1 protein-coding gene is annotated in these 1,087 nt (G+C 32.3%); it reads left to right on the forward strand.

Annotation, left to right across the window (positions count from 1 at the left end):
- The first annotated feature begins 19 nt into the window (after positions 1–19).
- Positions 20–943 carry a hypothetical protein gene (locus tag HGB55_RS15130; protein ID WP_168817916.1) on the forward strand — a complete coding sequence of 308 codons (924 nt, stop codon included), beginning with the start codon at positions 20–22 and terminating at the stop codon, positions 941–943.
- Positions 944–1,087: the final 144 nt, after the last annotated feature.

Here is a 1,087-nt window from a genome sequence, read left to right on the forward strand (position 1 = left end):
CGTTAGGCACAATTAGAATATGAAACTAATAAACGACATAATAAATGAATTAGTAGACACTGACAAATCTATCAATTCACCATTATTAAAGACGAAAGTCTTAGCAAGTCGACTACAAAACAAGGAACTTCTTGATTGGGTCACAAATGAGTTGAAAGGTTATGAAAATGACGAAGATTTACCGAAATACCGAATTTATCAAGGAAACCTGACCGGCACTTATATAAACGGAACAATGCAATACAATAATCAACCAATTCCGACTATTGGAATGAATGAAGGGTTGATTAAACTTATAAATTCTGTAAATTTTAATCAAAGTGTATCTTCGTTAGAAAACCTTATTATCGAAAATAAATCTGGAACTTTAGAAAGAACTTTTCCTGCCGAATTAACTGGACTAATACAAGATAATTGGAGGAAAATGGGGAATCCATATCTTCAATTAATTAACTCTAAAGTTTCCATTGGTTCAAGTGCTATAACAGAAGTCTTATCTGCAGTTAGAAATAGTTTATTAGATTTTATGTTAAAAATAGATGCTCAATTTGGAAACATTACAGAAATTGAAGAACTAAAAACAAAACGAGAAGAAATATCTACAATTATGAGTCAAACAATTATTCATACATCAGGTGACGGAAATGTTGTCAACACAGGAGAAAAAACAAAAATTGACGCAACTATAACTATTACAAAAGGGAACAAACAAGAATTAGAAAAACATTTAAAAGATATTGGAATTAGCGATAAGGATTCTGCTGAATTATTAGACATTATTGACACAGAGGAACCAAATAGAGAGAAAAAAACCTTTGGAAAAAAGGTGAATGAATGGACTACAAAAACTTTAGGCAAGGCTTTAGATGGTTCTTGGAATGTTGGAATTGGTGCTGCTGGTAGTCTATTGGCAGAAGCAATTGGAAAATATTATGGATTTTAAAATAACTGTGCCTAACACCGTTTATAATCAATGCTTAGGTTTGGTCAAGTCGAGAAGTTTTCGCATTTTTATACAGCAGATTTTCCTAGCGGAAAATCAGCCGCGTACTTTAACGCACTGAATCATACACAAACACGTTGGCAA

The organism is Lutibacter sp. B1, assembly GCF_012524075.1.
Classification (GTDB): domain Bacteria; phylum Bacteroidota; class Bacteroidia; order Flavobacteriales; family Flavobacteriaceae; genus Lutibacter.